Here is a 25,015-nt window from a genome sequence, read left to right as displayed (position 1 = left end):
GCGCGGACCTGGTTCGCCATCTCTGTTATTGCGCGGCTACGCCGCGCGAAGTGGGGGCTTCGCCACCCACACCCCCTGCTGCAGTGGCCGGCACCGTGCGGCCGGAACAGCGCCCTCCCCCCGACTGGCCGGATACGCTCTCGCCATGGCAGCCCGGGACCTCCAGGAGCGGATCAAGAAGCTGATCGTCGACCGGCGGCTGCCCTCGGGTGCCCCGCTGCCGACCGAGCCCGAGCTGATGGAGTACCTCGGCGCGAGCCGGAACTCCGTGCGCGAGGCACTGAAGGCGCTGCAGGCGATGGGGATCGTGGAGATCCGGCACGGGTTCGGGACGTACGTCGGCTCGATGTCGTTCGCGCCCATGATCGAGGGGCTGGCCTTCCGTACCGTCGCCGGGCACTATCGGGGCGAGGACTCCCTGCTGCAGCTGCTGGAGCTGCGCGAGGCCGTGGAGACCGGGCTGGTCTCGCGGCTGGCCGGGCGGCTGCCCGAGGCGGACCTCGTCGAACTGGACGCCCTTGTCCGCCGCATGGAACAGCAGGCCGCGGAAGGGGCCGGCCTCGCCGAGACCGACCGGGCCTTTCACGCCACCCTCTACCGGGGGCTGGACAACGTGCTGCTGAGCGAGGTGCTGGAGGCGTTCTGGGACGCCTTCCACCGGGTGCAGCGGGATCTGGTGGACGTGCCGCAGGACCCCAGGGTCACCTGCCGTCAGCACCGGGAGATCCTGGACGCGGTCCGTTCCGGCGACTCGCTGCGAGCGGAGGAGGCCATAAGAGATCACTTCGGCAACATCCGCGCCCGCCTCTCCACCACCGGCACATCCCGGCCACCCGGGACCACCGGCGCGTCCCCGTCTCCCGAGCCCCACGCACGCCACAATGAACGGGTTTGACCGGTAAACACGGTGTTTCGCGTCTTGCGATCATGTGGAGCGCCGTAGAACCCTTGGATGTCCAAGCTGCCGCCCTTTGGCGGGAGTTGGGGGGAAGCAAACGGTTGCCGGACGGCGGGGAGGGGGCCCCGCTCACGAACCGATGCCGGGGGGCATCAATGCGACCGGAAGGTCGCCGTTCCGTGTCCATGAGGCGGGGAAGGCGTGGAGACGGCGAGCCACCACAGCGACAGAACACGCGGTGACCTGCGTGTGGGGGGAATGACTCATGACGTCGACGCCGACGGGCGCCGGACAGAGCCACGTTCACGACGACCCGTCGCGGACCACACAGCTCAGAGTGATCGGCCACCGGACGGGCCAGTTCCGCAGGATCAGGAAGAGCCTGCCGAGATACGACTACGAGCACTACAGCCGGCTCGCGGGCCCCCTCACCCAGCCCGACCCGAGCACGCCGTACCGGGTGCAGTACCGGTCGCTGCTCTCGCAGGAGCCGCACCGCATCCGTGCCGCGCTCATGCTGGGCGCGGCCCCGATCCTCTCCCTGGTCCTGCTGTTCTGGCTGCTGCAGCCCGAGCACTGGACCCAACGCGACTATCCCGCCCACGACTTCCTGCCGGCGCTCGACGTCGTCATGCTCGTCTCGATCGGCCTGATCGAGTTCTTCCGCTGCATGAACGTACTGTCCAACGCGCACGCCACCCTCGTCGCCCGCGACCCCGTCCCGGTGGTCCCCGAGGCCGGCACTTCGGTCGCCTTCATCACCACCTTCGTGCCCGGCAAGGAGCCGCTGGAGATGGTGACGAAGACCCTTCAGGCCGCGGTGCGGCTGCGTCACCGGGGCCTGCTGCACGTGTGGCTGCTGGACGAGGGCGACGACCCGGCCGTCAAGGAGGTCTGCGCCCGGCTCGGGGTGCACCACTTCACCCGCAAGGGAGTGGAGAGGTGGAACCGGCCCAAGGGCCCGCACCGGGCCAGGACCAAGCACGGCAACTACAACGCCTGGCTGGAGGCGCACGGCGGCGACTACGACTTCTTCGCCTCGGTCGACACCGACCACGTGCCGCTGCCCAACTACCTGGAGCGGATGCTCGGTTACTTCCGCGACCCGGACGTCGGCTTCGTCATCGGCCCGCAGGTGTACGGCAACTACGACACGTTCGTCACCAAGGCCGCCGAGTCCCAGCAGTTCCTCTTCCACGCCCTGATCCAGCGCGCCGGCAACCGCTACGGCGCCCCGATGTTCGTCGGCACGTCGAACGCGGTGCGCATCAGCGCCATCAAGCAGATCGGCGGCCTGTACGACTCGATCACCGAGGACATGGCGACGGGCTTCGAGATGCACCGCGCCAGGAACCCCGCGACGGGCCGGAAGTGGAAGTCGGTCTACACCCCGGACGTGCTCGCGGTCGGCGAGGGCCCCAGCGCCTGGACGGACTTCTTCACCCAGCAGCTGCGCTGGTCCCGGGGCACGTACGAGACGATCCTCAAGCAGTACTGGAGGGGCCTGTTCACGCTGGGGCCGGGCAAGCTCTTCAACTACACCATGATGATCATCTTCTACCCGATGTCGGCCCTCAACTGGATCCTGGCCGCCCTGAGTTGCGCGCTCTTCCTGGGTCTGGGCGCCTCGGGCGTGAACATCGACCCGACCGTGTGGCTGATGCTGTACGGCAACGCCTCCGCGCTGCAGATCGGCCTCTACATCTGGAACCGGCGGCACAACGTCTCCCCGCACGAGCCGGAGGGCTCCGGCGGTGTCGCGGGCATGGTGATGTCCGCCCTGTCCGCGCCGATCTACGCGCGCTCGCTGATGGACGCCGTACTGCGCCGCAAGAGCAGGTTCGTGGTGACGCCCAAGGGCGAGTCGGCGAGCCCCGACACGCTGTTCGGGACGTTTAGGGTCCACTGGTTCTTCATCCTGGTCTTCGCCGGCTCGCTCGCCGCCGGCTTCGTGTTCGGGCACTCCCACCCCGCGATGATCACCTGGGCGTGCCTCGCCCTGCTGATCACGGCCTCGCCGGTCTTCGCCTGGCGGTACACGCTGCGGCAGGAGAAGAAGCAGCCGCAGTCGGCGGCGCCGGCCCCCGCGGTCGCCGAACCGCGCGACGCGGTGCCCGCGCCGTACGCGGCCCATCCGCCGCTCAAGCGGCCCACCTGGGCGGCCGGCGCGGACGGGGAGCGCGGCGGGCAGGACGAACAGACCATGCAGATCGCCCTGGGCGGACTTGGGGGACCCAAGGAATGAAGGACCAGGCCGGCCGCCGTCGCGCCCGCAGGCTTGCGATCGGTACGGCGGTGGTGCTCGCGCTGGCCGGGATGAACGGGCCGTGGGTCTATCGCTTCGCGACCGCGCAGTACCACCAGTACAAGATCAACAGACCCGAGTACAAGGCCGAGAACGGCCACTGGGACATCATCGAGTTCCCCCCGGAGTACCGCCAGGACACCATCCACGCCGCGCTCCTGCACACCGGCAAGGTGCTGCTGGTCGCCGGCTCGGGCAACAACCAGGACAACTTCAACGCCAAGAAGTTCGACACCCGGATCTGGGACCCGGTCAAGGGCACGATCAAGAAGATCCCCACGCCCAACGACCTGTTCTGCACGGGCCACACCCAGCTGGCCGACGGCAACCTGCTGATCGCGGGCGGCACCAAGCGGTACGAGAAGCTCAAGGGTGACGTCAAGAAGGCCGGCGGCGTCATGATTCTCTACAACGAGAACCCGGACAAGCCGATCACGCTGTCGGCCGGCACCAGGTTCACCGGCAGACAGAACGGCAGGACGTTCGTCTCCCAGGACCCGGTCCTGCTCCCGCGCGCCACGAAGGTCTTCGACAAGAGCGGCAAGTGGCTGCGGAACAACCCCGGTTACGGCCGGGTCTACGTCGAGGCGCCGCAGGAGGGCGCCCAGTACGAGACCGGCACCCAGGACAACTACCGGATCCAGGGCCTGACCGGCGCCGACGCGCGCAACACCTACGGCATCGCGCAGAAGCTCGCCCTGGACAAGAAGGACTTCGAGGGGATCAAGGACGCCTACGAGTTCGATCCGGTCGCCGAGCGGTACATCAAGGTCGACCCGATGAACGAGGCCCGCTGGTACCCGACGCTCACCACGCTGTCGGACGGCAGGATCCTCAGCGTCTCCGGCCTGGACGACATCGGTCAGCTGGTGCCGGGCAAGAACGAGATCTTCGACCCGAAGACCAGGAAGTGGACCTACACCAGGACGGTCCGGCAGTTCCCGACGTATCCGGCGCTGTTCCTGATGCAGAACGGGAAGATCTTCTACTCGGGTTCGAATGCCGGGTACGGACCGGACAACGTCGGCCGCGACCCCGGCATCTGGGACGTCGGCACCAACGAGTTCACCAGGCTGCCCGGGCTGAGCGACCCGAACATGATGGAGACGTCCGGGACCGTGCTGCTGCCTCCGGCGCAGAACGAGAAGTTCATGGTGATCGGGGGCGGTGGCGTCGGTGAGTCGAAGCTGTCCAGCAAGAAGACCCGGCTGATCGACCTGCAGGCGAAGAACCCGCACTTCGTGGACGGGCCCGAGCTGGAGAAGGGCACGCGGTATCCGCAGACCTCGATCCTGCCCGACGACACGGTGCTGGTCTCCGGCGGTTCGGAGGACTACCGCGGGCGGAGTGCCTCCAACATCCTGCAGGCGCGGCTGTACCACCCCGACAGCAACAGCTTCACCCAGGTCGCCGATCCGCTGGTGGGCCGGAACTACCACTCCGGGTCGATCCTGTTGCCGGACGGGCGGGTGATGTTCTTCGGGTCCGACTCGCTGTACGGCGACAAGGCGAACACCAGGCCGGGGAAGTTCGAGCAGCGGATCGAGATCTACACGCCGCCGTATCTGTACCGGGATTCACGGCCGACGCTGAGTGGAGGTCCGCAGACGATCGCCCGCGGCGCCTCGGGGACGTTCACGTCGGATCACGCGGCCGGTATCAAGAAGGTGCGGTTGATCCGGCCGAGTGCGTCGACGCACGTGACGGACGTCGACCAGCGGTCGATCGCCCTGGACTTCAGGACGTCCGGGAACAGGATCACGGTGACGGTGCCGAAGAACCGGAACCTGGTGACCTCCGGGTGGTACATGCTGTTCGTGGACGATGACCAGGGGACGCCGAGCAAGGCGCAGTGGGTGAGGGTTCCGTAGCGGGTCACTTGCTGTTCTCGGCGAGGGCGAGTGCATAGCTCGCCCACCAGTCCCCCGCCTTCGGGCCCCCCTTGCACGTGCCGTCCGACTCCCCCGGGCGCTTGACCCACAGGTAGGCGTCCACCAGGGGGTCGGCCGTCTTCGTCGTCGGGGTTTCCCCCAGGGCCCGGCCCGGGGGGTTGCACCAGCGCTGGGCCGGGTCGCCCTGGGTGTAGGGGCCGTTGCCGTTGCGGCTGGTGTCGATGACGAAGTGCTTGTCGCCCACCTTCGCCGAGAGCTGCTTGCCGTAGGCGATGGAGTCCTGGGTGGAGTAGAAATTGGAGACGTTGACGGAGAAGCCGTCGGCCTGGTCGATGCCGGCCTGCTTCAGGGGCTGGAAGATCTGGTCGGGGTGGCCCCAGCCGGCGTTGCCCGCGTCCAGGTAGACCTTGGTGTTCTTCAGGGACTTCAGCCGTGCGATCGCGCCCTTGAGGAGGTCGTAGCGCTCCTCGTGGAACCGGTCCGGGGTGCAGCCGTCGACGAGGTGGAGTACGGCGTCCGGTTCCAGGATCACGATGGCGGGGCGGTCCTCGATGCCCCGGGCCACGGCGTCGATCCAGGCGCGGTAGGCGTTGCCGTCGCCCGCGCCTCCCCCGGAGTACTGGCCGCAGTCGCGGTGCGGGATGTTGTAGAGGACCAGCAGGGCCGTGCGGTCGGACTTCTGGGCGGCCTCGGTGAAGCCGCGCGCCTCCTTCTCCGGGTTCTCCGGGCCGATCCACTCCCCCACCGGCTGCTCGGCGATCTTGCGGATCTGCGCGGCCTCCGTCTTCCTGCCGGACTTCTCGTAGTCGGCGAGCCGGCGGGCCGCGGTGCCGTCCGGGTTCACCCAGAACGGGTCGGCGGCCTTGGGCTGTTGGGTGATCCGGGCCCCCGCATCGCCGTTGTTGTCCCCTCCGCCGGAGGAGCATCCGGCGAGCAGCAGCGCCGCCCCCAGCGCCGCCGCCGACACCCGCACGCAAGAACGGGCCCCCCTGCTGTCGTACATGCGAATCCCCCCTGGTCCCCCCTGGGCGCACTGGTCCGGGTGCCAATCCTGGCATATCCACCCGCTCCGCCACGAGGTCGCGAAGCCGCGCGGCGGGGCGTACGGGACGGGGTGTACCAGGGTCAGCGGGTGGTTCCGGTGAGGTATGCGGAGACCACGACGTTGGCCGTGTAGCTGTGGGTGGTGCGGTCGAAGGAGCCGCCGCAGGTGATCAGGCGGAGCTCGGCGCGGCCGGGCCGGTGGGGGCCGTAGGCCTGGTGGGCGTCGAAGCCGGCGCGGGGCAGGACGCGGACGTCGTCGATGGTGAACCGGGCCACCTGGCCGTCGGAGCGGACCACCCGGACGGTCTCGCCGGGCCTGAGGGTGCTGAGCTTGTAGAAGACCGCGGGCCGGGTCGTGGTGTCGACGTGTCCGACCAGGAGTGCCGTGCCCCTGGCGCCGGGCGCGGTGCCGGCGCCGTACCAGCCGACCACGCCCGGCTGGTCGAACGGGGGTGGGTCGACGGCGCCCTGCGCGTCCAGGCCCCGGCTCACCACCGGCGCCGTAACGCCCAGCTGGGGGATGTCCACGCGCTGGGGCACGGCGCTGCCGAGCGGCTTGGCCGGGCTGGGCAGCCGGGCGGTCTCGGCGGGTGCGAGGCCGAACAGGTTCCCCGTGGCGGGGCCGTCCGGGCTGTGCGGTACGCCGGTCAGCCCGCGCCCCCACAGCCACAGCCCGAGCAGCAGCACTGCCCAGGTCAGCCAGGTGAGGGCGCGCTCGGTGCCGGTGGTGCGCGCCTGGTCCTCGGACATGGGCCGGGCTCAGCGGGTGCCGCGGCCCCGGCGGGCGCGGAGCCCGGCGGCGAGGGCCGCGATCCCGGCGAGTGCCAGGCCGGTCACCGTCTGGGCGGTGTCGGGGCCGGACTCGGTGGTGGCCACGGTGGCGAAGTGGGCGGTGCCGCCGCCGCCCGCGGGGACGGGGGCGACGGGCGAGGCGGCCCCGGTGGGCGGGCGGCCGGGATCGGCGTACTGCGCGGTTCCCCGGTCGGGCGCCGTCCCCCTGCCGACCACCGTGATCTTCCCGGTGATCACGTAGTCGGCGCAGGTGATCCTGACGTCGTAGGCGCCCGGCTTGAGGGAGGAGCGGACGCGGGTCTCGCCGGTCAGGGTGCCCTGTGCGCCGGTCAGCCGGGCGTCGGAGACGAACGCGGCCGAGTCGGCGGTGCCCTGCGGCCCGGAGCAGCCGTGGACCCGCAGGGACACGTCGGTGCCGGGCGCGGGGGCGGCGGGGGTCACGGAGACCGAGCCCGAGTCGGCCGCGTGGGCGGCGGGGGTGAACGCGGTGGCGGCCAGGATTCCGGTACAGAGAGTGAGGCGTAGTGAGCCCATCGTGAACCTCCAGTTACCAGGAGGCTCCCCCGCCCCGGGCGCCTCCGCATCCTCGGAAGGCGCCCGATTGCTCCGAACGGGTGGATGGAGGTTTGAAAGAACCAGGTCAGAACCGGTCGAAGGTTGGTCGATTCAGGTCAGACCAGGTCTACCAGGTCCGCGATGGAGTTGGCGACCTGCGAGGGGCGGAAGGGGTAACGGTCGACGTCGTCGGGCTGGGTGACGCCGGACAGCACCAGGAAGGTGCGCATTCCGGCCTCCAGACCCGCGAGGACGTCGGTGTCCATGCGGTCGCCGATCATCGCGGAGGTCTCGGAGTGGGCCCCGATGGCGTTGAGCCCCGCGCGCATCATCAGCGGGTTGGGCTTGCCCACGAAGTACGGCTTCTTGCCGGTCGCGGCGGTGATCAGGGCGGCGACCGAGCCGGTGGCGGGCAGGTCGCCCTCGGTGGACGGGCCGACGTTGTCCGGGTTGGTGGCGATGAACCGGGCACCGTCGTTGATCAGCCGCACGGCCTTGGTCAGCGCCTCGAAGGAGTAGGTGCGGGTCTCGCCGAGGATCACGAAGTCGGGGTCGTGGTCGGTGAGGATGTAGCCGATGTCGTGCAGCGCCGTGGTCAGACCGGCCTCGCCGATGACGTAGGCGCTGCCGCCGGGCCGCTGGTCGTCGAGGAACTGGGCCGTGGCCAGCGCGGAGGTCCAGATGTTCTCCTCGGGCACGTCCAGGCCCATCCGCCGCAGCCGGGCGTGCAGGTCGCGGGCGGTGTAGATGGAGTTGTTGGTCAGCACCAGGAAGGGCCGCCCGGACTCCCGCAGCTTCTTCAGGAAGGCATCGGCGCCGGGGATCGGAACGCCCTCGTGGATCAGGACACCGTCCATGTCGGTGAGCCACGACTCGATCGGCTTGCGGTCTGCCATGTTGTGCGTCTCCTGGCGTGCGTACGGTCAAGAAGGCGGGGCGAGAAAGCAGGGGCGCCGGAACCACGGCGTACCGACGCCCCAAGCCTAGTCAGACCTGCGTGATCCGTACCCCGTCGACCGCCCGGTACCTGTGACACCGCCCCCGGCGGGACCAGGGGCGGTGCGGGTGGGATGCGGGTGCTTGGTGGCCGGCGGTCGGGCAACTCCCCAGGGGCGCGGGGAACTGCGCGACCAGCCGCGACGGCGGAGGCACGCACATACGGCGGGGCGGCCCCCTGTCAACGGCTGAAGCCCCGCAGGGATCAGCTTCCGGTCGCCGACTTCCAGTCCTCGACGTACGACGTGAGGTTGTTGTCGATGTCGTTCCAGTCCGGTTCGAACACCTCCACGCCGTCCATCAGCCGGGCGAGGGCGACGGCGTTGGTGTCGGTGGCCTTGACGTCCTGGCGGGCGGCGAATCCGCCGCCGATCTCGCTGACCTCCTGCTGCTGCTTCTGCGCGAGCATGAAGTCGAGCAGCTTCCTTCCGTTCTCGCTGTGCGGGGCCTTGGTGACCAGGCCGGCCGCGTACGGCAGGGCGAAGGTGGTGGGCCTGCCTTCCTTCCCTGCCGGGAACCAGATGCCCAGGTGGGGCATGGTCTTGGACTGGGCGTAGTTCATCTGCACATCGCCGTTGGCGACGAGCAGCTCCCCCTTGTCCACCTTCGGCGCGAGTTTGCCGGTGGAGGCGGACGGGCCGACGTTGTTGGCCTGGAGCTTCTTCAGGTAGGCCAGGGCCTGTTCCTTGCCGCCGAAGTCGTGGATGGCCTTGATGAGGACGGCGGTGCCGTCGCCGGCGACGCCCGGGGTGGAGTACTGGAGCTTGTTCCGGTACCTGCCGTCGAGCAGCTCGTCCCAGGTCTTCGGGGCCTGCTTCAGCTCGTTCTTGTTGTAGACGAACCCGAAGTAGTTGTTGACGACGGAGGTCCAGGTGCCGTCGGCGGCCTTGTCGGCGACGCCGACCCGGTCCGCGTCCTTCGGCTGGTACTTCTGCAGCAGGCCCTTGCTGTCGGCCTGCTGGATGAAGGGCGGCAGGGTGACCAGCACGTCGGCCTGCGGGTTGCTCTTCTCGCGGACGGCGCGTTGCACCATCTCGCCGGAGCCGCCCTCGACGTACTTGACCTTGATGCCGGTCTGCTTGGTGAAGTCGGCGAAGACCTTGTCGTACCAGCCGTCGCCGTTCTCGCCCTTGAGGCCGTCGGCGCTGTAGACGGTGACGGACTTGGCATCGGCGGCGGAGGAGGAGCCGCAGGCGGACAGCGCCGGGGTGGCGAGCAGGGCGAGGGCTATGGCGAGCGGGAGGCGGTTTCTGGGCATGGCGAGGCGAACTCCTGGCGTGGTGAAGGGAATTACCGAGGGGGATTCAGCGGTACGACGCCCGGGTGCGGACCCGGGAGACGGCGAACAGGACGAGCAGGGTCGCGGCCATCAGCACCACGGCGACGGCGGAGCCGGTGAACAGGGCGCCGCGGTCGGTGGCCGCGTAGATCAGGACGGGCAGCGGGGTCCAGTCGGGCGGGTAGAGCATCATCGTGGCGCTCAGCTCGCCCATGGACAGGGCGAAGCAGAGGCCGGCGGCGGCGGTCAGCGAGGGCAGGAGGAGGGGGAGGCGGATCCGCCACAGGACGTGGGCGGGGCGGGCGCCGAGGGAGGCGGCGGCCTGTTCGTAGGCCGGGTCGAGGCGGGTGATCGCCGCCGACACGGACTGGTGGGCGAAGGCGGTGACCAGCACGGTGTGGGCGAGGATCACGATCCACCGGGTGCCGTTGAGCAGCAGCGGCGGCCTGGAGAAGGCGACCAGGACGGACAGTCCGACCACGACCGACGGCACGGCGACCGGCAGCACGAACAGGGCGTCCATGAGCCTGCGGTACCGCTTCTTCAGGGCGGCGGCGGCCAGCGCGGCCCAGGTCCCGGCGGTCAGCGCGACCAGACTGGCCGCGGTGGCGGTGAGCAGGCTGGTGGTGAGGGCCCGCAGGGCCTCGCCCCGGGTCGCCGCACGGTAGTTGACGGCGGTCATGCCCGAGGGCAGGACGCCGGACCAGTGGGTGGCGAAGGAGGCGCCGAGCACAACGAGCAGGGGCAGGGCGAACACCGGCACGAACAGGACGAGGAACACCGCCCACACGGCCCACCTGGCCCCACGGCTATGCACCAGCACGACGGCTCACCACCCGGTAGAGGCCGTAAAGGCCCACGGAGATCAGGACGTTGACGACGGCGACCACACACGCGCCCGGATAGTCGGACTCCAGGATCGCCTTGCTGTAGACGAGCATCGGCAGGGTGGTGACCCCCTTCGCGCCGGTGAACAGCACGATGCCGAACTCGTTGAGGCACAGCACCAGGACGAGGCTCCCGCCGGCCGCGAGCGCCGGCAGCGCCTCCGGCAGGATGATCCGCCGGACGATGCGGGGTGCCCGCGCGCCCAGTGAACTCGCCGCCTCCACCTGTGCGGTGTCCAGCTGCGAGAACGCGGCGAGCAGCGGCCGCATCACGAACGGCGTGAAGTAGGTGACCTCCGCGAGCAGCACGCCCCACGGGGTGGTGAGGAACTGGAAGGAACCGATGATGCCGGTGCTGCCGTAGATGAACAGCAGTGCCAGCGTGATGAGGAAGGACGGGAAGGACAGGTACACGTCGATGAACCGCGCCACCGCCTTCGCCCCGGGGAACGGTACGAATGCGATGACCAGCGCCAGCAGGAAGCCCAGGACCAGGCATCCGGCGGTGGCGGACAGCGCCAGCCAGACCGTGGTCCACAGCGCGTTCCGGAAGCCTTCGGAGGCGAAGACCTCCGCGTACGGCTGGAGGGAGGTGCCTCCGCTGTCGGGCCGGACGGACTGCTGGACGACGAGGGCGAGGGGATAGAGGAAGAAGAGGGCCAGGAGAGCCACGGGCGGCACGGCCCACAACAGCCGCCTACTCATGACCGACCCCCGCGGGCAGCAGCACCGCGTCCTCGGCGGCGAAGTGCAGGCTCACCCGGTCCCCGCGCCGGGGCGGGTCCTTCAGCTCCCGTACGTCCGCCGTCACCGCGTGCCCGCCCACCTCGACGTACAGCCGGTGCGTGGCCCCCCGCCACTGGACCTCGCTGACCGTGCCGGTGAGCCGGTTCGGCCCCTCCCCCAGCCCGATCAGATGCGGCCGTACACACAGCGTGGCCCGCGCCCCCGCGGCCACCTCGCCCGTGTCGGCCTTCAGCTCGGTCCCCGCGAAGTCGACGCCCCCGGAACCGACCGTCACCGGCAGCAGGTTCGCACCGCCCACGAAGGAGGCCGTGAACTCGCTCCGCGGCGCCCGGTACAGCTCGCGAGGGGTCCCGCACTGCTGAAGCCGCGCCGCGTCCATCACCGCGATCCGGTCGGCCAGGGTCAGCGCCTCGACCTGGTCGTGGGTGACGTAGAGCATCGACACATCCGGCAACTCCCGGTGCAGCCGGGCGAGTTCGGCCAGCATCCCGGACCGGAGCCGGGCGTCCAGCGCGGACAGCGGCTCGTCCAGGAGGAGCACGTCCGGCCGGACGGCCAGCGCGCGGGCGATGGCGACCCGCTGCTGCTGCCCGCCGGACAGCTCACGCGGATGCCGGCGGGCGTACGCGGCCATGCCGGTCATCTCCAGCGCCTCGGCGACCCGCTGCCGTACCTCGGCCTTGGCCGTCCGGCGTGCCCGGAGCCCGAACGCCACGTTCTCGTCCACCCGCATGTGCGGGAACAGCGCGTAACTCTGGACGACCATCCCGATGCCCCGCCGGTACGGCGGCAGGTCCGTCACGTCCCTGCCGCCGAGGAGCACCCGCCCGGACACGGGCCGTACGAACCCGGCGACCGCCCGCAGTGCGGTGGTCTTGCCGGAGCCGGACGGCCCGAGCAGCGCCATGACCTCGCCGGGCTCGACGGTCAGATCGAGCGCGTCGAGTACGACGTTGCCGTCGTAGGCGACGGTGACGGAGTCGAAGCGGATGCCCATCTCAGCGGTCTCCCAGCAGCAGCGGGGGCAGGCCGGCGACGGAGTCGAGGACGTGCGTGGCACCGGCCGCGCGGAACTCGGCGTCCCCGTGGGCCCCGGTCAGCACTCCGGCGACGACCCCCGCCCCGGCCCGTACCCCGCTGAGCACGTCGTACGAGGTGTCCCCGACGACGGCGACCTGCGTCACGTCCTCGGCGGCCTTGGTGCGGACGAAGGCCTCCAGGACCATGTCCGGGTACGGCCGCCCGCGCCCGCCGGCGTCGGCCGGGCACAGGGTGAGCGGGACGAGGTCCCGCCAGCCGAGGGCGTCGAGGATCGCGTCCTGGGTGACCCGGGCGAACCCGGTGGTCAGCACGACGGTACGGCCGCTGCCGGCCAGCTCCTCGATGGCCTCGCGGGCGCCCGGCACCGGGGCGATCAGACCGGCGTCGACCAGGTCGCCGTACGCCTTCTCGAACGCGGTGTTGGCGCGCCGGGCGCGGTCCTCAGCGCCGAACAGGTGCCGGAAGACGGAGATCTTGGACTCGCCCATGGTGGCGCGGACATGGGCGAGGTGCTCGGCGTGCTCGGCCGAGCCGGGTGCGACGCCCAGCTCGACGGCCGCGGCCTCGAAGGCGCGCTCGACCAGTCCGCCGTCGGCGACGGTCGTACCGGCCATGTCGAGGACGACGAGGCGGATGTCGGGCGTGTTGTCGTTCACGGGTTGCTCACCAGCCCAGTTCGTTCGCGGTGGTCTCGGCTATCGCGGGGGCGCAGGTCATGCCGCGCCCGCCGGGCCCGGTGACCAGCCACACCCCTTCGCGCACCTGCTGCCGGTGCACCACCCGGCCGGGTTCGGTGACCTGCGCGTACACGCCCGCCCAGCGGCGGCGGATGCGCGGCAGCGGCCGGCCGAGGAGGGACTCGACGACGCCGGTGAGGTGCTCGTACGGCTCCTCGACGGTGTCGAAGGCGAAGGGGTGTTCGTACTCGTGGGTGTCGCCGATGGTCAGTCCGCCGTCAGTGCGCTGCACCATCAGCAGCTGCATCCGGTGCGTGGCGGCGGTCTCCTGCTGCGGCTGCCGGGCGCGCAGCTCCTCCAGCGCCGGGGAGGCGTACGCCGGGTAGTAGCGGAAGCTGTCGGCGTCGGCGACGGAGGTCGGCAGTGGCTCGCCCAGCGGGTCGGTCTGCATCATCTGCAGGCGCACCCGGCGCACCGGAAGGTCCGGCCCCGCGAGTTCGCGGACCAGCCCGCCGAGCCAGGCGCCGGTGCACAGGACGACCGCGTCGGCGCGGTGCACGTCCCCGTGGTCGTCCCGGACGGTGCCGGCACCGACGACCTCGCGCACCTCCCGGCCCGGCAGGAAGGTGTAGTTCGGTGACTTCAACAGCTCGGCACGGAGGGCGAGTTGGGCGGTGCGCGGCTCGACGGCCGCGTCCCGCTCGCAGTACAGGGCGGCGGTGAACTCGCCTCGCAGGGCCGGGTTGAGGGCACGGGCCTCGCTCGGGACGAGCAGCTTGTAGCCGCGGGCGGCGGCGTCCGCGCGGGCCACGGCGGCCTCGGCGACGGCCAGCTCCAGGGGGCCGCGGACCGGGGTCAGGGACCCGTTCGCCCTGAAGCCCAGCGCCGGCACCCGGGCGCCGATACCCTCCCACAGCTCCCGCGCCCGCAGCGCGGTCCGAAGTTCTTCTCCACCGGCGCGGCCACTGACCCAGATCTGCCCGAAGTTGCGCAGCGAGGCGCCGCGCGCCTCGGCCTCGCGCTCGATCTGGACCACCTCGTGGCCGCGCTGTACGGCCTGCCAGGCGTGCATGGTGCCCACCACGCCTGCTCCGACGACTGTCACTTTCACGGCGGCAACGCTCCTCGCGATCGGGGAACCGGAGACATCCGGCTGACAACGAGAGCGTGAACGACCCATCACGTTTGGGCTAGACCCGTTATCTTTCCGTGATATTTCAGCGGTCGCCGATGGGTGGATTTCTCAGCCTTTGAGATGCGTCGTGAAGGAGAACCGGTCCCCCCGGTACAGCGAGCGCACGCGCTCCAGCGGCCGGCCCTCCGTGTCCCGGGAGACGCGGTGGATCAGCAGCATCGGCAGGGCGGGCGGGGTGCCGATGAGCAGGGCTTCGCGGGGGGTGGCCAGCACGGTCTCGATGCGCTCGTCGGCGTCGCCGAAGGAGATGCCCTGCCCGGCGAGATAGCCGTAGAAGGAGGAGTCGGGGTCGAAGTCGTCGTCCAGCCGGGGCACCCGCTCGACGGCGACGTACGTGCTCTCCAGGCCCACCCGCTCCTCGTCGGCGAGCAGCACGCGCTCCAGGTGCCACACGGGTTCGCCCCGGGTGAGCCCGGTCTCGGCGGCGAGCGCGTCCGGGCAGGGGAACCGGTCGAGGGTGACGAGCGCACGACCGGGCGTACGGCCCTGGCGGCGCACGCCCTCGGTGTAGCTCGCGAGGGACAGCGGCTGGGCGAGCTTGGGCCCGGCGACGACGGTTCCCCGCCCCTTGCGCCGCAGCCGCCCTTCCAGCACCAGCTCCCGTACGGCCTGCCGCACGGTCTCCCGGGCCACGTCGTACCGCTCGGCGAGATCCCGCTCGGTGGGGATGACGCTGTCCTCGCCCAGCTCCTCCAGCAGCGCGGCGATGTGCGCCTTCACCGCGTAGTACTTGGGGATGCGCCCGTGCTCGGGGATGCCGGAGCGGACGGGGGCGCCGGGGGCCTGGTCGTTCGGGTAGTCCACGCAGGGATCGTCGCAGACGGGAGGGGTGCCCGTCGTACTGGCCCCGCGTCGTACGGACCCGTCGCGCCCGTCGTATGGACCCGTCCTACGGCCGCTCAGCGGCGTCTGCGGGTCAGCAGCAGCGCGCAGGCGCCGGCCGCGAGGCCCGCCGCTGTGGCCGCGAGCAGCCCGCGGGCGAGGGCGGGGCCGGTACGCGCCAGCTCACTGGCCTCCTTCGCCTCCGCGTCGGCGGGGGGAGTGGCGGTACCGGCGCCGGGTGTGGCCTGCGGGCTGCCGGACACGCTGGGGGCGCTGGGGGCGCTCGATGCCACGCCGCCGCCGTCCCGCGTGGTGTCCGGAGCCGGTGACGGCGATGGCGACGCATACCCCCCGATCCCGAACCGGTAGGCGTTGGACTCCCCGACCCAGTCCCCGTCGTCGCCCCGGCGCTGGACGACGGCGGCGTTGGCGGTGACCTGGTCGGCAGGGGTGTCGGAGGGGAACACGAGCCTGATCCTGACGCTGACGGTCTTGCCCGCCGGTACGGCGAACCCGTTGAACCCGGCGCCGTCGAGCACGCCGACCAGCTCCTGCTCGTCGGTGCTCTCGAACGTCACCGGCCGGGCCGTGGGGCCGTCGTAGAACTCCAGCTTGGGCTGGTCCGGCTGCAGCGAGCGCCTGTCGTCGACGAGGACGATCACCGGGTGGATGCCGGTGCAGGTCCGGTGGGTGGTGTTGGTGAGGTCGAGGTACCAGGTGCCGTATCCGCCGCCCGCCTCGTAGGAGGCCGGGCCGCCGCGGATCCGGGCGGCCAGCGGGAAGGCGCGCGGGTTGCCCGCGACGCAGGCCGGGGGCGGGTCGGCGAGGGCGACGGCCGGCACGGCGGGGACGACCACCACGGCGTAGGCGAACGCGGCGGCTGCGGCGAGGCAGTGGGACAGGTACAAGGGCGTGCACAGTCGTCGCATAAACACATGATCATGTCGGTCGCGGTGGCACACCCGCGACCGCCAATCCGGTATATCCGGAACATACCGAGCAGATCGCTCGATCAGCGCGGGTCAGTGGATGATGCGGGTCAGTGGATGATGGTGACGTCCACCGTGACCACGGTGTCGGGATCGGAGGCACAGGCCAGGTAGATGTGCGCCACGCCCGGTTGCGTGTTCCGCTCGATCCCGGCGATCCCGACCAGCACGCCCTTCTCGGTCGGCCTGAGCTCGACGGTCCGGATCGGGGTGCGTTCCGACGTGTGCGCGCCGACCTGTTCTCCTTCGGCGCGGCCGCCCTGGCTGGGATCACTGCATCCCGCGAGCGTGAGGGACACGGTCTGACCGGGCTTGACCTTCGCGGGGCTGACGGTGCCGACCGGTGAGGCGACGGCGGTCCCGGCAAGGGCCGCGAGACCGGCGCCGACGAGTACTGCGGTGGTGATGCGAGAGCAGCGCATACTCACTCCTCACTGCACCGACCGGTGCGTGCGTTCAGTGAGACGGCAGTGTCGAAGGGGTTCGCTTGGTGCGCTTGAGTCCATTGTGGAGAGCGGGGCCGGGCCGCGCACCCTGGCCCCTGACAGTGCCTGACTGTGCCTGACCGCGTCTGAGGAGCATGCACGATGAAGATCGCGACGTCACAGAAGATCACCACGTTCCTGATGTTCGAGGGCAACGCCGAGGACGCGATGGCCTTCTACACCTCGCTGTTCGACGACGCCGAGGTCGTCAGCATCACTCGCTACGGTGCCGACGGCCCCGGCGAGGAGGGGAGCGTGCAGCACGCCACCTTCTCGCTCGCCGGCCAGCAGTTCATGTGCATCGACAGCCCCGCGCACCATGACTTCACGTTCACGCCCGCGGTCTCGCTCTTCGTGCAGTGCGAGAACGAGGCCGAGATCGACCGCCTCCACGCGACCCTCTCCGACCAGGGCACGGAACTCATGCCCCTGGGCAACTACGGCTTCAGCCGCAAGTTCACCTGGCTCAACGACCGCTTCGGCGTCTCCTGGCAACTCAACCTGCCCGAGTGAGCTGCTGGTGCCCTTGGCGTACAGCGCCGCCCGTTCCCTTAGCCTGCAGCGCCACCCGCTTGGAGGCGCCGCCGCCGCTGCGGGCAGTCGTGCCGCTAGGGGCGGCACGGGTGGGCGGTGGGGGTCCCCCCGCTCGAGCGAAGCCGAGAGTGGGGGAGGCACCCGACCAGCGCCGGTGAGCGACCCACCCCCGGCCGACTGCAGCGCGGGCACCAAGAAGGCACCGGTCCCAGCACATCACCCCCTCACGCATCCCCCCGCCCGAACACCGGCGCCAACAGCAACTGCGCGGCCCCCTCGGCCACCACCCGCTCCCCCCGCGGAGCGACCCGCACCGGCACCGACCCCCCGCGCACCCCCTCCCGCCGGGCCCGGGCATCGAGCACCCCCGCGACGCCCCGCGCGAATTCCTCCGGTGCCCCCGCGACCGTCCGCCCCCCGAGCAGCACCGCATCGATGTCCAGCAGCCCGACCAGGTTCGCCGCCGCCACGCCCAGCACCCGCGCCGCCTCCCCGGCCTCCCCGCGCTCCACCGCCGCCAGGCACAGCGCCTCCACGCACCCCCGGTCCCCGCACTCGCACGGCGGCCCGTCCAGCTGGACCACCTGGTGGCCGAACTCCCCCGCCCCGGTCCGCGCCCCCCGATGCACGCGCCCGCCGATCACCAACCCGGCCCCGAGCCCCGTACCGAGATGCAGATAGGCGAAGGATCCGCCCTCGCCACCCTCGCCCCCCACCGACAGCCCGAGCGCCGCGGCGTTCGTGTCCTTGTCCACCACGACCGGCACCCCCAGCCGCTCCCCGAGGGCGTCCCGCAGCGGAAACCCCTCCCACTCGGGAAACCCGGTCACCCGGTGCAGCACCCCCCGCGCATGATCGAGCGGCCCGGGAAGCGCCACCCCCACCCCGAGCAGCGAACCGGCCGCGGACGGCTCCTGCCCGGCCGTCCCCTCCTCGCCCGGAAACGCGCCCAGGGCCTCCCGTACCACCCCCTGCACCGCGTCCCCGACCACCGCCAGCACGGCCTCCGCCCCGGCCCCCAGGTCCAGTTCGGCCCGCCGTTCCTCCACCACGGCCCCGTCCAGATCGACCAGCACCACCCGCAGCTCGTCCCGGTCCAGATGCGCCCCCACCGCGTGCCCCGCCTCCGGCACCAGCCGCAGCACGGTCCGCGGCTTGCCCCCGGTCGACGCCCGCCGCCCGGCCTCCGCCGCGAACCCCTCCTGACGCAGCCGCGCGGTGATCTTGCTGACGGCCTGCGGGGTCAGCCCGGTCCGCTCGGCCAGTTCGAGGCGGCTGATCCCCTCCGTCCCGGCGTCCCGCAACAGCCCCAGCACCAGCGCGGTGTTGTGCGACCGCACCGCGAAGAGGTTCGCCCCCGCCGATCCCGCCACCGACGACCCGGCCCGCGTCTCCGTTCTCGTCCTGTTCACGCCCCCCATTGTCCCCACCGCTTGCACTTTGGCAACAGCGTTGCGAAAGTGGGAGCCATGGGATCCATGACAGGACGCACGACCGCCACCCCCCTCCGCGTCGGCCTGATCGGCTACGGCCTCGCCGGCTCCGTCTTCCACGCCCCGCTGATCGCCGCCACCGAGGGCCTCGCCCTGCACACCGTGGTCACCGCCAACCCGGAGCGGCAGCAGCAGGCCCGCGCCGAGTTCCCGGACGTGGCGCTCGCCGCCACCGCCGAGGAGCTGTTCGACCGCGCGGACGAGCTGGACCTGGTCGTCATCGCCTCCCCGAACAGGACGCACGTCCCGCTCGCCTCCGCCGCCCTGAAGGCGGGCCTGCCGGTGGTCGTGGACAAGCCGGTGGCCGGCACCGCGGCCGAGGCGCGCGACCTCGCCGCCCTCGCCGAGGAGCGCGGCCTGCTCCTGTCCGTCTTCCAGAACCGCCGCTGGGACAACGACTTCCTGACCCTCCGCAAGCTGCTCTCCCAGGGTGACCTCGGTGACGTATGGCGCTTCGAGTCCCGCTTCGAGCGCTGGCGCCCCCAGCCCAAGGGCGGCTGGCGCGAGTCAGGTGACCCGGCAGAGATCGGAGGTCTGCTCTACGACCTCGGCAGCCATGTCGTCGACCAGGCCCTGGTCCTCTTCGGCCCGGTCACCGAGGTGTACGCGGAGACGGTCGTCCGCCGCCCCGGCGCCGAGACCGACGATGACACCTTCATCGCGCTCACGCACGCCGGCGGCGTCCGCTCCCACCTCTACGTCTCCGCGACGGCCGCCCAGCTCGGCCCCCGCTTCCGGGTGCTCGGCTCCCGCGCGGGCTATGTGAAGTACGGCCTCGACCCGCAGGAGGCGGCCCTGCGCGAGGGCCTGCGCCCCGGCCCCCGGTGGGGCGCGGAGCCCGAGTCCCTGTACGGCCGTATCGGCGCCGGCGAGTCCCCGCTGACCGGCGGCGGCACCCCCGTGCCGACCCTCCCCGGCGACTACCCCGCCTACTACACGGCCGTCGCCCGCGCCCTGACCGGCGCCGGCCCCAACCCGGTGACCGCCCTGGAGGCAGCCGCCGCCCTCGACGTACTGGAAGCGGCCCGCAGGTCGGCCACGGACAAGGTGACGGTGACCCTCTGATGCCCCAGCACCAGCACAGCCAGCAGCACCATCCCCAGATCACACCCAGGACCACCCCCGAACTCACCCCGTCCGTCGAGGAACTGGAGGCGCAGGAACGCCGCCTGGTCTTCCGGCAGTTCACGTACGACGACGCCTGGGCCCTCGGCTCACTCCTGGTCGAACTGGCCCGGGAGCGCCAGGCCCCGGTCGCCATCGACATCCACCGGGCCGGACAGCAGCTCTTCCACGCGGCCCTGCCGGGCTCCACCCCCGACAACGACGCCTGGATCGCCCGCAAGCGCCGGGTCGTCGAGCGCTACGGCGCCTCCTCCTACCTGGTCGGCGCCCGCTTCCGCGCCAAGGGCACGACCTTCGAGGACTCCTCCCGCCTGGACCCCGACACCTACGCGGCCCACGGCGGCTCGTTCCCGATCAACGTCGAGAACGCGGGCCTGATCGGCGCGGTGACGGTGTCCGGGCTGCCCCAGCTCCAGGACCACCGGTTCGTCGTGGAGGCGTTGGAGCAGTTCCTGAACGTGTGACGCCGAGCGGGATTACGTGAGGGATCCCTCCGGTTGGGAATGGCTGCAGACGTGATCGTCACGGCCCCACCCGGAGGGACAGACCCATGAGCACCGTGAGCAATCTGAAGGACCGGATCGGCCGGTACGGCATCTGGAGCATCGGCCTGCGCGCGGAGGACCCCTCCCGGCGCGGTGAACTGGGCGAGGCGGCCGCCGAGTTGGAGGAGCTGGGCTTCGGCGCCGTATGGCTGGGCGGCAGCAGCGCCGCCCGGCACGCCGAGCCCCTCCTGGAGGCGACCGACCGTCTCACCGTCGGCACCAGCATCCAGAGCATCTGGCAGTACGACGCCGAGACCAGCGCGGCCGCCTTCGCCGAGGTCGACGCGGCACACCCCGGCCGCTTCCTGCTCGGCCTCGGCGTGAGCCACGCCAAGCTCGCCGACCAGTACCGCCGCCCGTACTCGGCCCTGGTCGCCTACCTCGACGCCCTGGACAAGGCCGGGATGCCCGCCGACCGCCGGGTGCTGGCCGCCCTCGGCCCGAAGGTCCTGGAGCTGTCCCGCGACCGGGCGGCGGGCGCGGTGCCGTACCTGGTCACGCCCGAGCACACCGCCCACGCCCGCGAGATCCTCGGCGCCGGGCCGCTGCTCGCCCCGGAGCTGAAGGTCGTCCTGGAGGCCGACCCGGCCCGCGCCCGCTCCCTCGCCCGGGACACCCTCGCGATGTACCTCGCCCTGCCGAACTACACCAACAACTTCCTGCGGCACGGCTTCACCGAGGACGACCTGGCCGACGGCGGCAGCGACCGCCTGGTCGACGCGGTCTTCGCCTGGGGCGACGAGTCCCGCATCCGGGACCGGATCAACACCTTCCACGAGGCGGGCGCGGACCACGTGGCCCTCCAGGTGGTGGCAGGCGGCGACGGGAACGCCCTCCCGAGGGAGGAATGGCGCAGGCTCGCCTCTCTACTGGGTTGAGTGGAAGCGCCCCCGAAGGGGCGCGGGGAACTGCGCGACCAGCCACGAATCACCCGCACCCGCCGAACTCGCGCAGCCCCTCCCTCTTAGGCGTCCTTCAATTCCTGCCGCTGCCGACCGAGCCCCGGAATCTCCAGCTCGACCACATCCCCCGCCCGCAGATACGGCTTCGGCTCAGGCCGCCCCATAGCCACCCCCGCCGGCGTCCCCGTGTTGATGACGTCCCCGGGGTACAGCGTCATGAACTGGCTGACGTACCGCACGACCTCCCCCACGGGAAAGATCTGCTCGGCCGTCGTGCCGTCCTGCTTCAGCTCCCCGTTGACCCACAGCTTCAGCGAGAGGTCCTGCGGATCCGGAACCTCGTCGGCCGTCACCAGCCACGGCCCCAGCGGGTTGAACGTCTCGCAGTTCTTGCCCTTGTCCCAGGTGCCACCGCGCTCGATCTGGAACTCCCGCTCGGACACGTCGTGCGCCACCGCGTACCCGGCGACATGCGCCAGCCCCTCCTCGGCGGACCCGAGGTACCGGGCCGTACGCCCGATGACGACGGCGAGCTCCACCTCCCAGTCGGTCTTGCGCGACCCGCGAGGGACGAGCACCGTGTCGTTCGGCCCGACCACCGTGTCCGGCGCCTTGAAGAAGACCACCGGCTCGGCGGGCGGTTCGGCGCCGGTCTCGCGGGCGTGGTCGTGGTAGTTGAGCCCGATGCACACGATCTTGCCGATGCGGCCGAGCGGCGGACCGATGCGCAGCCCCGTCGCGTCGAGGTAGGGCAGCTCGCCGGAGTCGGCCGCCGCCCGTACCCGGTCGAGCGCGGTCTCGTCGGCGAGGAGCGCGCCGTCGATGTCGTCCACGAGGCCCGACAGGTCCCGCAGGGTCCCCTCGGGTTCGAGCAGCGCGGGCCGCTCGGCCCCTGCCGTACCGACTCGCAGCAGCTTCATGGTCACAATCTCCCTCGATCGCGGGCGCCCGACCGATGGGTGCAGCCATCGGAGGACTTGGTCGATCCTCCAATCGACCAGTCCACTCCGCAAGACCCTGTTCACGTACTGGACCGTAACCGCGCCCCGCTACCCCGCTACCAATGCCCCGCTACCGGTACAGCGCCGCCCGTTCCACCGCCGTCCAGGCCGTGCTGGTGACGACGTACAGGGCGGCGGCCAGCGGTACGACGGCCACGGTGACGAGCGTGAAGAAGGACAGGAACGGCATGACCTTGCCGACCGCGCCGAGCCCCGGCACCTGCTCGCCGCCCGCGGGGCCGGCCGCGACCGGGTTCGCGGCCGTCATCGCCTTGGTGCGCCGGTAGTTGAAGGCGGCGACGGCCGCCACGATCGCGAAGAGCCCGAGGTAGACCAGCCCGGCCGGGCCGAACACCCCACCGCCGGCGAGGGCGTCGGCCCACCGCCCGCCCAGCGGCGCCGCGAGCAGCCGGTGGCCCAGCAGCCCGTTGCTCCCACCGCCGATCGTGGAGCTGGAGAACAGGTGGTAGAGCAGGAAGAAGGCGGGCAGCTGCAGCAGGCTGGGCAGACAGCCGGACAGCGGGGAGACCCGTTCCTCGGCGTGCAGTTCGAGCACCGCCTGCTGCAGTCGCCGCGGGTCCTCGGCGTGCTTCTCGCGGAGCTCGGCGATGCGCGGCTGCAGTGCGGCGCGGGCGCGCTGGCCACGGGCCGCGGCGCGCGAGAGGGGGTGGACGAGGAGTCGTACGAGCGCGGTGAACAGGACGATCGCGGCGGCGGCCGCGGAGGCGTGGAAGAGCGGCTGGAGCAGGTCGGCGAGCTGCTCGACCAGGCGGGCGAAGAGGGAGAAGACGGACATGGCTGAGCCCTCCGGGGGTCTCGTCGTGCCGGAACGGAGTGGACCAACGGCATGACGACCCGCGCGGGGTCACGCACCACGGTGATGCGGGAGTTCGTGCCCTACGCGGCGGTCGCCGGAAGGGCGTGCCCGGGTGCCCTGGGCCGGCGCCGGCCGGGCGCGTCGGGATCGCGCTGCGGCAGGAAGGCCGTACGCCGGGCGCGGTCGCGGATCGCCGTACGCACCCGGGTGGGCGGGACGGCGGGCGCGGAGCGGGCGGCGAGCAGGGAACAGAGGGCGAGCGCGGAACCGGCGGCGGCGGTCGCGGCCAGCGCCACGGTGGTGGTGAGGGTGCCGGTGTCGAGCAGCATGACCAGCAGCAGGAGAAGCAGCAGCGCGGCGAGCGCACGCGACCGCGCGAGCCTGCGGACCACTTCGCAACCCCCCACTGCTTCTCCACGGTCTCAACCACCGACGTCTGCTTGCCCTTTATACCCGAACACCCGACATACCCGAACACCCGACCAGACACCGGAAAGGCCCCGCATGCCTCGCACTCCCCTCTGCGTCCTGAGCGACACGATCCCCGCACGCGTCGCCGACGGTCACGCGGTGGACCGGTTCGTCGAGATCGGCTCCTTCACCAAGGTGCTCACCGGTACGGCGCTCATGCGCATGGCCGCCGCGGGCCTGCTCGACGTGGACGACCCGGTCGAGCGCCTGCTCCCCGCCGCACCGCGCACCGGCATCACGCTGCGGCACCTGGCCGAGCACACCTCCGGGCTGCCGCGCCTCCCGCCCGGCGCCGGGGGCCGGGATCCGTACGCCGCGTTCGACGGCGACGCCCTGCACCGGCTGCTCGGGCGGCTGGACGGGGTCGTGGTCCGGCCGCCGGGACAGCGGGAGGAGTACTCCAACCTCGGGTACGCCGTCCTCGGCGCGGCACTCGTCCGCGCGGCCGGTGCGCCGTACGAGGAACTGCTCGCGGAGCACGTACTGCGGCCGCTGGACGTCCACGAGGTGAGCGCACACCCCGACCCGGCCCGGCGCCTGCCGGCGCCCGGCTTCCTCGGCAGGGGCCGCAGGCCCTGGACCATGGACGGGGCGATCCTCCCGGCGGGCGGCCTGTGGGCGACGCCGCGCGCGGTCGCCGAGCTGCTCGTCCGGCTGGTGCTGGAGCGCCGGCTGGGGGATCCAGCGCCCTCGTGGCAGACGGCCGGCGAACTGCACTGGCACAACGGCGCGACCCGTCACGCCTCGGTCTTCGCCGGAGCCATGGCGGACGGCCGGTGGGTGGTCGTCCACCGGCTGGGCGGCGACCCGGAGGCCACCGACCAGGCCGGCGTCGACATCCTCAGGGGCACCGGCCCGGGCGGTTCCTGACCGGCCATCCGCACCTCAGGCGGTTTCCGTCTGCAGCGGCTCCAGCAGCCGCTTCGGCTTCAGCAGGGCCTTGCTGACGGGATCCGCCGGGTCGGGGTCGAGGTCCGGTCCGGGCACCATGACCACGTCCCCGACCGGTACGACGGTCCCGCAGGCGGGGCATTCGCCGTACGGCCCGAGTTCCGTGCCGCAGTCCGCGTGCCGGAAGTAGCGCAGCCGGGTCTCGGAGAAGTGCTCGCGGCCCCACAGCCCGAGGGCGCGCAGGGTGGGCCACAGGGCGATGCCGCGCTCGGTGACGACGTACTCGTCCCGCGGCGGCGACTGCTGGTAGCGGCGCTTTTCGAGGATGCCCTCGGCGGTCAGGGTCTGCAGCCGGGCGGCCAGGACGGCGCGCGGGATGCCGAGGTGGACCAGGAAGTCGTTGTAGCGCCGCACGCCGTAGAGCGCGTCCCGGACGACGAGCAGCGTCCAGCGCTCGCCGACGATCTCGAGCGCGCGGGCGATCGCGCACTCCTGTGTCGCGTAGTCCTTGCCCAGTGCCATGCCGTCCACTGTAGCCACTTTCCGACATATAGGTTCGATGACCGAACCGATGATGTTACGGTGGTGGAGTCATGCAGGTTCATTGACTGAACCGAAGCCCCGGAAGGACA

The 25,015-nt window shown here is 71.5% G+C and carries 26 protein-coding genes; 8 read left to right on the top strand and 18 right to left on the bottom strand.

Annotation, left to right across the window (positions count from 1 at the left end; all coding sequences use genetic code 11):
* Window positions 1-145: 145 nt before the first annotated feature.
* The 3 genes from ACWC2T_RS16985 to ACWC2T_RS16975 all read left to right on the top strand — a co-directional run bounded on the left by ACWC2T_RS16985 (window position 146) and on the right by ACWC2T_RS16975 (window position 5,074).
* Entirely contained in the window at window positions 146-895 is a 750-nt protein-coding gene (locus ACWC2T_RS16985) for a FadR/GntR family transcriptional regulator (protein WP_450671132.1), read from the top strand.
* Between the two features lie 268 nt (window positions 896-1,163).
* Entirely contained in the window at window positions 1,164-3,143 is a 1,980-nt protein-coding gene (locus tag ACWC2T_RS16980) for a glycosyltransferase family 2 protein (protein WP_450671131.1), read from the top strand.
* A complete protein-coding gene (locus ACWC2T_RS16975) occupies window positions 3,140-5,074 on the top strand; it encodes a galactose oxidase-like domain-containing protein (RefSeq protein WP_450671130.1) in 1,935 nt (644 codons plus the stop codon). Before ACWC2T_RS16980 ends, ACWC2T_RS16975 begins: the two co-directional genes overlap by 4 nt.
* A 4-nt stretch (window positions 5,075-5,078) precedes the next feature.
* Here the strand turns inward: ACWC2T_RS16975 and ACWC2T_RS16970 are convergent, their stop codons facing one another.
* The 13 genes from ACWC2T_RS16970 to ACWC2T_RS16910 all read right to left on the bottom strand — a co-directional run bounded on the left by ACWC2T_RS16970 (window position 5,079) and on the right by ACWC2T_RS16910 (window position 16,541).
* On the bottom strand, window positions 5,079-6,098 hold the full coding sequence (locus tag ACWC2T_RS16970) for a glycoside hydrolase family 6 protein (protein ID WP_450671129.1): 1,020 nt from the start codon (window positions 6,096-6,098) through the stop codon (window positions 5,079-5,081).
* Window positions 6,099-6,220: 122 nt separating this feature from the next.
* A complete protein-coding gene (locus tag ACWC2T_RS16965) occupies window positions 6,221-6,889 on the bottom strand; it encodes a class F sortase (RefSeq protein ID WP_450671128.1) in 669 nt (222 codons plus the stop codon).
* 9 nt (window positions 6,890-6,898) lie between these two features.
* Window positions 6,899-7,465: a hypothetical protein gene (locus ACWC2T_RS16960; RefSeq protein ID WP_450671127.1), complete on the bottom strand. Its 567-nt coding sequence runs from the start codon at window positions 7,463-7,465 to the stop codon at window positions 6,899-6,901.
* Between the two features lie 137 nt (window positions 7,466-7,602).
* Window positions 7,603-8,382: an HAD-IIA family hydrolase gene (locus ACWC2T_RS16955; protein ID WP_450671126.1), complete on the bottom strand. Its 780-nt coding sequence runs from the start codon at window positions 8,380-8,382 to the stop codon at window positions 7,603-7,605.
* Window positions 8,383-8,687: 305 nt separating this feature from the next.
* Entirely contained in the window at window positions 8,688-9,740 is a 1,053-nt protein-coding gene (locus ACWC2T_RS16950; RefSeq protein ID WP_450671125.1) for a 2-aminoethylphosphonate ABC transporter substrate-binding protein, read from the bottom strand.
* 46 nt (window positions 9,741-9,786) lie between these two features.
* The gene (locus ACWC2T_RS16945) at window positions 9,787-10,584 is read right to left on the bottom strand and encodes an ABC transporter permease (RefSeq protein ID WP_450671124.1); all 798 of its coding nucleotides are present in this window, start codon (window positions 10,582-10,584) and stop codon (window positions 9,787-9,789) included.
* Window positions 10,571-11,353 (bottom strand): 2-aminoethylphosphonate ABC transporter permease subunit, encoded by a 783-nt coding sequence (locus tag ACWC2T_RS16940; protein WP_450671123.1) that lies wholly within the window; start codon window positions 11,351-11,353, stop codon window positions 10,571-10,573. The genes ACWC2T_RS16945 and ACWC2T_RS16940 overlap by 14 nt, the downstream gene beginning before the upstream one ends.
* On the bottom strand, window positions 11,346-12,392 hold the full coding sequence (locus ACWC2T_RS16935) for an ABC transporter ATP-binding protein (RefSeq protein WP_450671122.1): 1,047 nt from the start codon (window positions 12,390-12,392) through the stop codon (window positions 11,346-11,348). Before ACWC2T_RS16935 ends, ACWC2T_RS16940 begins: the two co-directional genes overlap by 8 nt.
* A 1-nt stretch (window position 12,393) precedes the next feature.
* On the bottom strand, window positions 12,394-13,092 hold the full coding sequence (locus ACWC2T_RS16930; protein ID WP_450671121.1) for a phosphonatase-like hydrolase: 699 nt from the start codon (window positions 13,090-13,092) through the stop codon (window positions 12,394-12,396).
* Between the two features lie 7 nt (window positions 13,093-13,099).
* A complete protein-coding gene (locus ACWC2T_RS16925; RefSeq protein WP_450671120.1) occupies window positions 13,100-14,224 on the bottom strand; it encodes a TIGR03364 family FAD-dependent oxidoreductase in 1,125 nt (374 codons plus the stop codon).
* A gap of 132 nt (window positions 14,225-14,356) precedes the next feature.
* On the bottom strand, window positions 14,357-15,112 hold the full coding sequence (locus tag ACWC2T_RS16920; protein WP_450671119.1) for a GntR family transcriptional regulator: 756 nt from the start codon (window positions 15,110-15,112) through the stop codon (window positions 14,357-14,359).
* 95 nt (window positions 15,113-15,207) lie between these two features.
* A complete protein-coding gene (locus ACWC2T_RS16915) occupies window positions 15,208-16,059 on the bottom strand; it encodes a hypothetical protein (protein ID WP_450671118.1) in 852 nt (283 codons plus the stop codon).
* Between the two features lie 110 nt (window positions 16,060-16,169).
* Entirely contained in the window at window positions 16,170-16,541 is a 372-nt protein-coding gene (locus ACWC2T_RS16910) for a hypothetical protein (RefSeq protein ID WP_450671117.1), read from the bottom strand.
* 165 nt (window positions 16,542-16,706) lie between these two features.
* On the opposite strand from ACWC2T_RS16910, the gene ACWC2T_RS16905 reads away from it, so the two are divergent.
* Window positions 16,707-17,117, top strand: a complete 411-nt coding sequence (locus tag ACWC2T_RS16905; protein ID WP_450671116.1) for a VOC family protein — start codon at window positions 16,707-16,709, stop codon at window positions 17,115-17,117.
* A gap of 245 nt (window positions 17,118-17,362) precedes the next feature.
* Here the strand turns inward: ACWC2T_RS16905 and ACWC2T_RS16900 are convergent, their stop codons facing one another.
* The gene (locus ACWC2T_RS16900; protein WP_450671115.1) at window positions 17,363-18,559 is read right to left on the bottom strand and encodes an ROK family transcriptional regulator; all 1,197 of its coding nucleotides are present in this window, start codon (window positions 18,557-18,559) and stop codon (window positions 17,363-17,365) included.
* Window positions 18,560-18,616: 57 nt separating this feature from the next.
* Here ACWC2T_RS16900 and ACWC2T_RS16895 point away from each other — a divergent pair, with 57 nt between their 5' ends.
* From ACWC2T_RS16895 to ACWC2T_RS16885, 3 genes are all read left to right on the top strand, one after another.
* Window positions 18,617-19,696, top strand: a complete 1,080-nt coding sequence (locus ACWC2T_RS16895; protein WP_450671114.1) for a Gfo/Idh/MocA family protein — start codon at window positions 18,617-18,619, stop codon at window positions 19,694-19,696.
* Entirely contained in the window at window positions 19,696-20,220 is a 525-nt protein-coding gene (locus ACWC2T_RS16890) for a heme-degrading domain-containing protein (RefSeq protein WP_450671113.1), read from the top strand. Before ACWC2T_RS16895 ends, ACWC2T_RS16890 begins: the two co-directional genes overlap by 1 nt.
* 86 nt (window positions 20,221-20,306) lie before the next feature.
* Complete coding sequence (locus ACWC2T_RS16885) at window positions 20,307-21,179, top strand: LLM class F420-dependent oxidoreductase (RefSeq protein WP_450671112.1); 873 nt, start codon at window positions 20,307-20,309, stop codon at window positions 21,177-21,179.
* 86 nt (window positions 21,180-21,265) lie between these two features.
* Here ACWC2T_RS16885 and ACWC2T_RS16880 read toward each other — a convergent pair whose 3' ends face one another.
* The 3 genes from ACWC2T_RS16880 to ACWC2T_RS16870 form a co-directional block, all read right to left on the bottom strand.
* Complete coding sequence (locus tag ACWC2T_RS16880; protein WP_450671111.1) at window positions 21,266-22,123, bottom strand: fumarylacetoacetate hydrolase family protein; 858 nt, start codon at window positions 22,121-22,123, stop codon at window positions 21,266-21,268.
* 151 nt (window positions 22,124-22,274) lie between these two features.
* Window positions 22,275-23,000 carry a YidC/Oxa1 family membrane protein insertase gene (locus tag ACWC2T_RS16875; protein ID WP_450671110.1) on the bottom strand — a complete coding sequence of 242 codons (726 nt, stop codon included), beginning with the start codon at window positions 22,998-23,000 and terminating at the stop codon, window positions 22,275-22,277.
* Between the two features lie 101 nt (window positions 23,001-23,101).
* Window positions 23,102-23,428, bottom strand: coding sequence for a DUF6412 domain-containing protein (locus ACWC2T_RS16870; protein WP_450671109.1), 327 nt, complete (start codon window positions 23,426-23,428; stop codon window positions 23,102-23,104).
* A 97-nt stretch (window positions 23,429-23,525) separates the two neighbouring features.
* On the opposite strand from ACWC2T_RS16870, the gene ACWC2T_RS16865 reads away from it, so the two are divergent.
* On the top strand, window positions 23,526-24,362 hold the full coding sequence (locus tag ACWC2T_RS16865) for a serine hydrolase domain-containing protein (protein WP_450671108.1): 837 nt from the start codon (window positions 23,526-23,528) through the stop codon (window positions 24,360-24,362).
* A gap of 15 nt (window positions 24,363-24,377) precedes the next feature.
* On the opposite strand, the gene ACWC2T_RS16860 is transcribed toward ACWC2T_RS16865, so the two are convergent.
* Window positions 24,378-24,905 (bottom strand): winged helix-turn-helix transcriptional regulator, encoded by a 528-nt coding sequence (locus tag ACWC2T_RS16860; protein WP_450671107.1) that lies wholly within the window; start codon window positions 24,903-24,905, stop codon window positions 24,378-24,380.
* Window positions 24,906-25,015 lie beyond the last annotated feature (110 nt).

It is taken from the genome of Streptomyces sp. NPDC001393, from assembly GCF_053597455.1.
Note: the sequence above shows the minus strand (reverse complement) of the source record. Positions and strands in the feature narration are given on the sequence as shown.